Here is a 6,050-nt window from a genome sequence, read left to right on the forward strand (position 1 = left end):
AGATGTTCCAGAACCGTGCGGTGGCGCGCCGGGAGCCGTGATCTTGTTGGGGAACCACCCTGACGTCGTAACGCGTACGAGCGGGTAGTCCGGCACGGCGGCTGACGCTGCGTCAGCCCCTCGCGGTGCTGTGCGGGGGTGCCGGGGTCGGTCGCGGCGGGTCTTCTGGTCGGTGATCCGCACTCCGAGCCGTACGTCGTGATCCTGGCCGTCGTTCACGATCCGCTCCGTGTGCCGGCAGGGGATCAGGGTCTGTTGTTCGCGCTGGATGTACTGCGTGAGGGCCGCAACGCGCGTGGCCGTGCCTGCCGCCCCGCGTCTTGGGCGGCGAACTCGGCCCAGTGGTCCCGCCGCTCTGCTGCGCGGCGAGGCGTACGCCGACGATCCGGCGGTACGGATCGTCCCGGGAGCTCGGCGCCACCTGCCAGGGGAGCGGCCCGGGTCGGCAACCAAATGAGCGGCGGCCGCCGCCGCGCCCGCGGCCCGCAGCGCCCGGCCGGCACCGCGACCTGATCGCGACGGCCCCAGCCCCCGCCGGTACAGCCGCCCATCCTCAGCGCTGCGGACCACCGCTGCTATGACGTGGTGAGGGCAAGCTCCGGGACCATCTGGTCGCCTGACGCACCGTCACGGTCGGCGCCATCGTCCACGGCGCCGCCTCCATCAAAGAAGCCTGAAGCGCCGTCCTGTACGTGCCCTGCGCATAGGGCAGATGGTCGGGAGACTGGGGCGTAGCGGCTCATCCGCCCAGTCTCTCCCCACCCGAGGAGGCGTCTTTGGTATCGGACCGCGACATCGTGTGGCGCCAGTGCATCCGTCTGGGGCGTCATGTTCTGCCCCTGGTGGGCCAGGAACCGTGGCGGGCGACCAAACGGCGGGAACGCCTGCAGGGCTGGGACATCGACGTGGCCAGAGGTGAGCGTCTCATCGCGACGTTCGCGGCCTTGGCGCTCCACTCTGCTGTGGCCGATGCCGCTGCCGCGGGCAGGGCCCGGACGATTGCCGTGCTGAACAACCTCCCTCTGGCAGCTGTGGTCGAGGCGACGACCACCAAGCGCGACTTCGAGATCCTGGCCGCCATGCAGACCGAGCACACGGACGAGAACGAGAAGGCGTCCCTCGACTACTTCCGGCTGCTTTCGTACCAGAGCGGCCGCACCGGCCTGTGGCTTCCCCGCCTCAGAACAGAGCTCCGCTACTCACTGACCACGCTCACCGAACGATCCCGCCTGTCCGCCCCGACCTGCGCAGACCTCGGCCAGTGGGCAGAAAAGGCGGGCCTGGCGTAAGAGCGTCGGCGTCCGGCGATGCTGACGTCCGGTCGGCTGCTTCAGGAGCCGTCATCAAGGCCCACCCGGGTGCCAGCTCTCGGCGCGGGCGCTGTCATCGGACTGGTGCTGGCGCTCGCCCCTCGCAGCGGGCGTGCCGGGCCGCTGCAGCTGGCGCCTGTGTACCGGGCGTCGCGCAAAGCGTTCGAGGACGGCAAACACGAGCCCGGAGCCGCCGACTTCTACTACGGGGAGATGGAGACGTGCCGCCACGCCGACGGCATCCCCGGAGCGAGATAAGTCTTCTGACCGCCTACTGGGTGCTGTCCGGCTACGGCATGCGCGCCTCCCGAGCTATGGGCTGGGCTGGGTCAGGCGGATCCTCGGGGCAAACCGGCGGCCTTGAGCGCGCGTCGGGCGAAGACGTCCTCATGGTGGTCTGCCATCTGCTGCAGTGCGTCCTTGCGTTCACGTCGGGAGAGCCGGTCGAGGTATGTGTGACCGGCAAGGTGGTCGGTCTCGTGCTGCAGACATCGGGCGAAGTAACCCATGCCCTCGATGACTAGGGGGTTGCCGTCCTTGTCGAGCCCGCGAGCGACGGCGCGATCGGTGCGGGGCACCGTCATGGTGGCACCGGGCACGGAAAGGCAGCCCTCGAAGTCGTCGACGAGTCGGCGGCTGCCTGCATCCGGCTGGTCCAGAACCGGGTTGATGATGTGGCCGACATGCCGGATTCCGTCCTCATCCGGGCAGTCATAGACGAATATCCGCAGGTCGACGCCGACCTGATTGGCGGCCAGACCAGCACCGTCGGCCACGTTCATCGTCAGGAACATGTCGTCGATCAGCTGTGACAGCTCAGGGGAGCCGAACTCGGTCACCTCCTGGCAGGGACGGCTCAGTATCTCCTCACCCACGACCGTGATCCGGCGCACCGAACCCCGTCCGGCCCCCGGCGGCAGGTCTGGATAGGAGTCGACGGGGCGGCCCTGCACGCGCACTGGCCGGTTGTCGGGACGGGACCGGTCGTGATGAACAGACATCGCTGGTTCCTTTTCTGCGCCCGCCCGGACACGGCCGTCACTGCGGCCTGACGTCTCGGGACCAGGACCACTTGCCAAGTCCTTTGCAAACTAGCAGACTTTGCAAAGTGACTGAAGAGGACAACATGCCGCTTGACCGGCCACGCAACGCCGCTGGCGGACTGCGCGAGCACGAGGTCCGCGCGGCCCTGATGGATCTGCTCGCCGAAGTCGGCACCGTCACGGCGACCGAAGCAGCCGCTCGTCTGGGCCACAGCTCCGGGCTCTGCTCATTCCACCTGCGCCAGCTCGCACGCCACGGACACATCGAAGAAGCCCCGCACAGCGGGGGCCGCGCCCGCCCCTGGCGCCTGCGGCAGCACACCCGCACATCCGATGCGCCCATGGAGGAGCAGTTCGGCGACTTGGCCCGAGGGCTGGAGGACGAGAGCTGGCAGCGATGGCTCGCCGAGCGGGACCAGGTGCCGTCCGAATGGCGCCGCGACGAAGCCTTCAGCGCCGTCGCCTACCTCACACCCGATGAGATGAGCTTGGTCGCGGACGCCATCCGACGGGCACTCGCTCCCTACCGAGACCGCGAGCAACGCCCCCTGGCCCGGCCCGACGGCGCCCGACCAGTGGCCCTCATCACACGACTGTTCCCCCTGCTTCCCCACGCGACCGATGATGGGGACCAGAGCTGAGAACCCCGAGGGTTTGCGGCCGGGTTGAGGAAATGACACAGATCTGAGACAGCCGATGAACGACACGGCACGAGACACCGCGAACTGCCGCGGACTACCGGGCTGCCGCATGAAGCCGAGCGCGAGACCCTACAAGGACCCTCAGCGTACGGCGACCGTACGGCTCCGGCATGCGGGAGCCTCGGGGGGCGAGCCAGTGTGGAGGCATGACCAAGCCACCCATCGTCGTACGGTGCCCCCCACAAACATGGGGGGCCGGGGTGTTACTGACGTTTCCTTCGTGGTGTCGCGGCGGGTTGGCGCATTGTGAGGCCGGTCTCGGTGAGGCATCCGGCGATGAGGTGTGGACGGTACTGGATCTTCCGCAAACCGTTGTGGACGGTCTGGATGAGGTGGTCGACGTCGGTGAACGCAACGTTGGCGGTAGCGGTGCGTCGTCTCGGCAGGGACCAGATACCTGGGGAGTGGCAGGCACGGCCTGCCACTTCCTGCCGTTGTCGACCAGGTAGCGGATCGCGTCCAGCATCGCGCGGTGGCCATAAGCCTCCGGTTGCCCGCCCCGGCACCGGCAGCAGTGGCCGGGCCACCGCCCACTCGGCGTCCGACATGTCGGTGGGATACCGATGCTCGCGCGCCCCGTGGTCTCTGGCGTTCCCGGACCTGTGAGCCAGACAGTCACAGGCGAGAGTGGCTGAAGTGGAGCCCGCTCCCGCGTTGCCGTAGAAATGCGACAACAGGGCCTCCTGGACCGCACGTTGGCTTCGACACCCTTCGAGCTACCAAGAGGCCCTGCCCTGATGCATGGCAGCCGCCGCAGTCACCTGATCGACCGACTTCTCGACGAGATCGGGACGACGGCAGTCGCGTCGCTTCTCGTGACCGCTGGGACGGACGAATTCGCACTGCCATCGAGGCAGATGGTCGGCTTGGCGACGCCCCGAGACCGCCTCGCGGGGCTGAGCCCGGTGCCGCGACTGACGAACCTGGCGAAGAGTCGTGTCTTACCGGTTCGAGGCGCGGCCAACCGCCCCCGCTACGTCCTACTTCTCCTCCGGCTCCCAGGCGCGGAGCAGGTCGAGCAGCCCTGCGTCTCCGTCAACGTGCAAGGACTCGGCCTGGATCCGGTCGTACAGGTAGAGGACCAGCTCACTGGCCGTGCCGTGGACGGAGGCGCCGGCTGCGTCCGAGTCTTCGCCGGTCGCGGCGGTGGGCGCGGGGATGCGGGTGGTGCGTGCGCCGTCGCCGTCGACGGTGAGGCGCCAGGAGCGGCCCTCGGCGGCGTGGAAGTCGAAAGCCGTGGGCTTGTGCGGCCAGGCACTCGGCGTACCGCAGACGGTGAACAGGAACTCCTCCACACCGTCGAGTGCCAGCTCGACCGGCAGCGGCTGCGGGGCGCCCCCGGCGAGCTGGGCGTCGTAGGTGTGGACCGCGGTCTCCTGGACCCGGTGCCGGGCGGTGCCGCCGGCGGTCTGCGGTGACTGCGACGCGGGCCACCACGTCCAGCAACCGCTCTCCGGTCCCGCTGCGCGCAGGGCGCCCAGCAGAAGCTGCGTCGACGCGTCCAGCCAGGCCAGCAGGGCCTCACGCTCATGCGGCACTTCCAGCGCGGCGCGCGCGGCGACGGCCTCGGCCGGGGGAGCGTCGGCAGACCCCGCGCCGACGATGGCGGCCCAGAAACGGTCTCCCCCACCCAGGTGCTTCACCAGATCGAACAGCGTCCACCCGGGGCAGGTCGGCACCTGCGCGTCGAGACCGGGCGCGGCGGCGACCACGGTGCGGAAGGCGGTCGACCGTTCATCGATCAGTCGCAGCAGGTCAGAGAACTCAAGATTCTTTTCCACGCCGGATGTCTATCACCGTGCTCCTGTTATGGGACAGCGATTTTCACAGTCGCCGCCGGTTGGCCATTGCGGACGTCCTCGCCTCCCACCGCACGGTGACAAGCTGCGCACTGCTGCGAGAACGCTGGTGGTGGCGGTACGCCAGGCGTCGTGCCTCTGGGTGCTCTGGCCTTGCCGTGCGGCCGGGCTCCTCGGCGACGTGACGTCCACCCGGTGCACGCGGTCATGCTGCCCGCTCGATGTGATGGACGCGGAGGTCACGACGGCGGGGGAGGACCGGTCGGGTCGGGAGTTCAGGTGACTCCCGTTCGACAAGCATTCCTCAAGTTCGGAACAACAACAGCCGCTAAGGGAGTTCACGCTCATTGAGGCGTCCCGAGGTTCTCGGACAGCGGTCCCGATGGGATCGAAGTCCAGAACGGCGGCGAGAGCGCGTGGCACAGAAGCGCAGGAAGTTCAGTCCTGAATTTCGCGACCAGGTCGTCAAGATGGTGGTCGTGGAGTCCCCCCGGTCGCTGAGGTTGCCCGCGAGATACAAGTGAACGAGGGAACACTGGGCACCTGGGTCAGCCGGTACCGGCAGGAGCGCGCCGGGGACGAGCCTCACCTGAAAATCAGCGAACGGGCACGTCTGCGCGAGCTGGAACGCGAGAACCGGGAATTCCCCATGAAGACCGAAGTCCTGGGAAAAGCGGCGGCGTTCTTCGCTCAGGAATACCGGTGGCGGCGAAGTACGAGTTCTTCGACGGCGAAGCCGACAACTTTTCGGTGCGGCGGATGTGCGCCTGGGCGGGAGTCTCCACATTCGGCTTTACCGCTGGAGATCGAGGCCGCTCTCGGCCATCTGTTGGTTCGCAAACGATTATCGTCTGCCGGATCCGGCCGGTCACCACAGACACCCAACTGAGCGCCCGAGACGGGCCCGGCCGACGAGACGGGCCGAAGCTCGCTGCTCCCAGGGGCGGGGATGGGGCGCCGTTCTGAGCAGGGGAGTGGCGATGGTCCTGTGGGCTTGTGTGAGGTGCGGCGGCGCAGAGGCAGCGGTGAGGGGCGTGCATGGCTATCGCCTTCAACCGTGGCCCGCTCATCCGGAGGGCATCCGCGAATCCTTGCCCGACCGACCAGACGGCGGATACCCGCACGCGTGTTGGAGAGGTTGCGTCCATGGAGATGGTGTACGGGTTCGACCTGATCCGGGGGTTTGCTCCGGCGTAG

5 protein-coding genes and 1 pseudogene are annotated in these 6,050 nt (G+C 68.3%); 4 read left to right on the forward strand and 2 right to left on the reverse strand.

Translation table 11 applies throughout. From position 1 onward, the window contains the following. Positions 1 to 776: 776 nt before the first annotated feature. Positions 777 to 1,289 carry a hypothetical protein gene (locus ABD346_RS32990; protein WP_344379981.1) on the forward strand — a complete coding sequence of 171 codons (513 nt, stop codon included), beginning with the start codon at positions 777 to 779 and terminating at the stop codon, positions 1,287 to 1,289. A gap of 129 nt (positions 1,290 to 1,418) precedes the next feature. Continuing rightward, positions 1,419 to 1,633: pseudogene (locus ABD346_RS32995) on the forward strand (pentapeptide repeat-containing protein); the annotation flags it as partial. Positions 1,634 to 1,639: 6 nt separating this feature from the next. Here the strand turns inward: ABD346_RS32995 and def are convergent. Further along, the gene (def, locus tag ABD346_RS33000; protein WP_344379983.1) at positions 1,640 to 2,311 is read right to left on the reverse strand and encodes a peptide deformylase; all 672 of its coding nucleotides are present in this window, start codon (positions 2,309 to 2,311) and stop codon (positions 1,640 to 1,642) included. A gap of 107 nt (positions 2,312 to 2,418) precedes the next feature. On the opposite strand from def, the gene ABD346_RS33005 reads away from it, so the two are divergent. Then, the gene (locus ABD346_RS33005) at positions 2,419 to 2,994 is read left to right on the forward strand and encodes a helix-turn-helix domain-containing protein (RefSeq protein WP_381227476.1); all 576 of its coding nucleotides are present in this window, start codon (positions 2,419 to 2,421) and stop codon (positions 2,992 to 2,994) included. Positions 2,995 to 4,034: 1,040 nt separating this feature from the next. Here the strand turns inward: ABD346_RS33005 and ABD346_RS33020 are convergent. Further along, on the reverse strand, positions 4,035 to 4,835 hold the full coding sequence (locus ABD346_RS33020) for a maleylpyruvate isomerase family mycothiol-dependent enzyme (RefSeq protein ID WP_344379985.1): 801 nt from the start codon (positions 4,833 to 4,835) through the stop codon (positions 4,035 to 4,037). Positions 4,836 to 5,301: 466 nt separating this feature from the next. Between ABD346_RS33020 and ABD346_RS38690 the strand changes: the two genes are divergently transcribed. After that, positions 5,302 to 5,742: a transposase gene (locus tag ABD346_RS38690; RefSeq protein ID WP_381227479.1), complete on the forward strand. Its 441-nt coding sequence runs from the start codon at positions 5,302 to 5,304 to the stop codon at positions 5,740 to 5,742. Positions 5,743 to 6,050 lie beyond the last annotated feature (308 nt).

Source organism: Streptomyces mauvecolor (assembly GCF_039532965.1).
GTDB classification, from domain to species: domain Bacteria; phylum Actinomycetota; class Actinomycetes; order Streptomycetales; family Streptomycetaceae; genus Streptomyces; species Streptomyces violascens.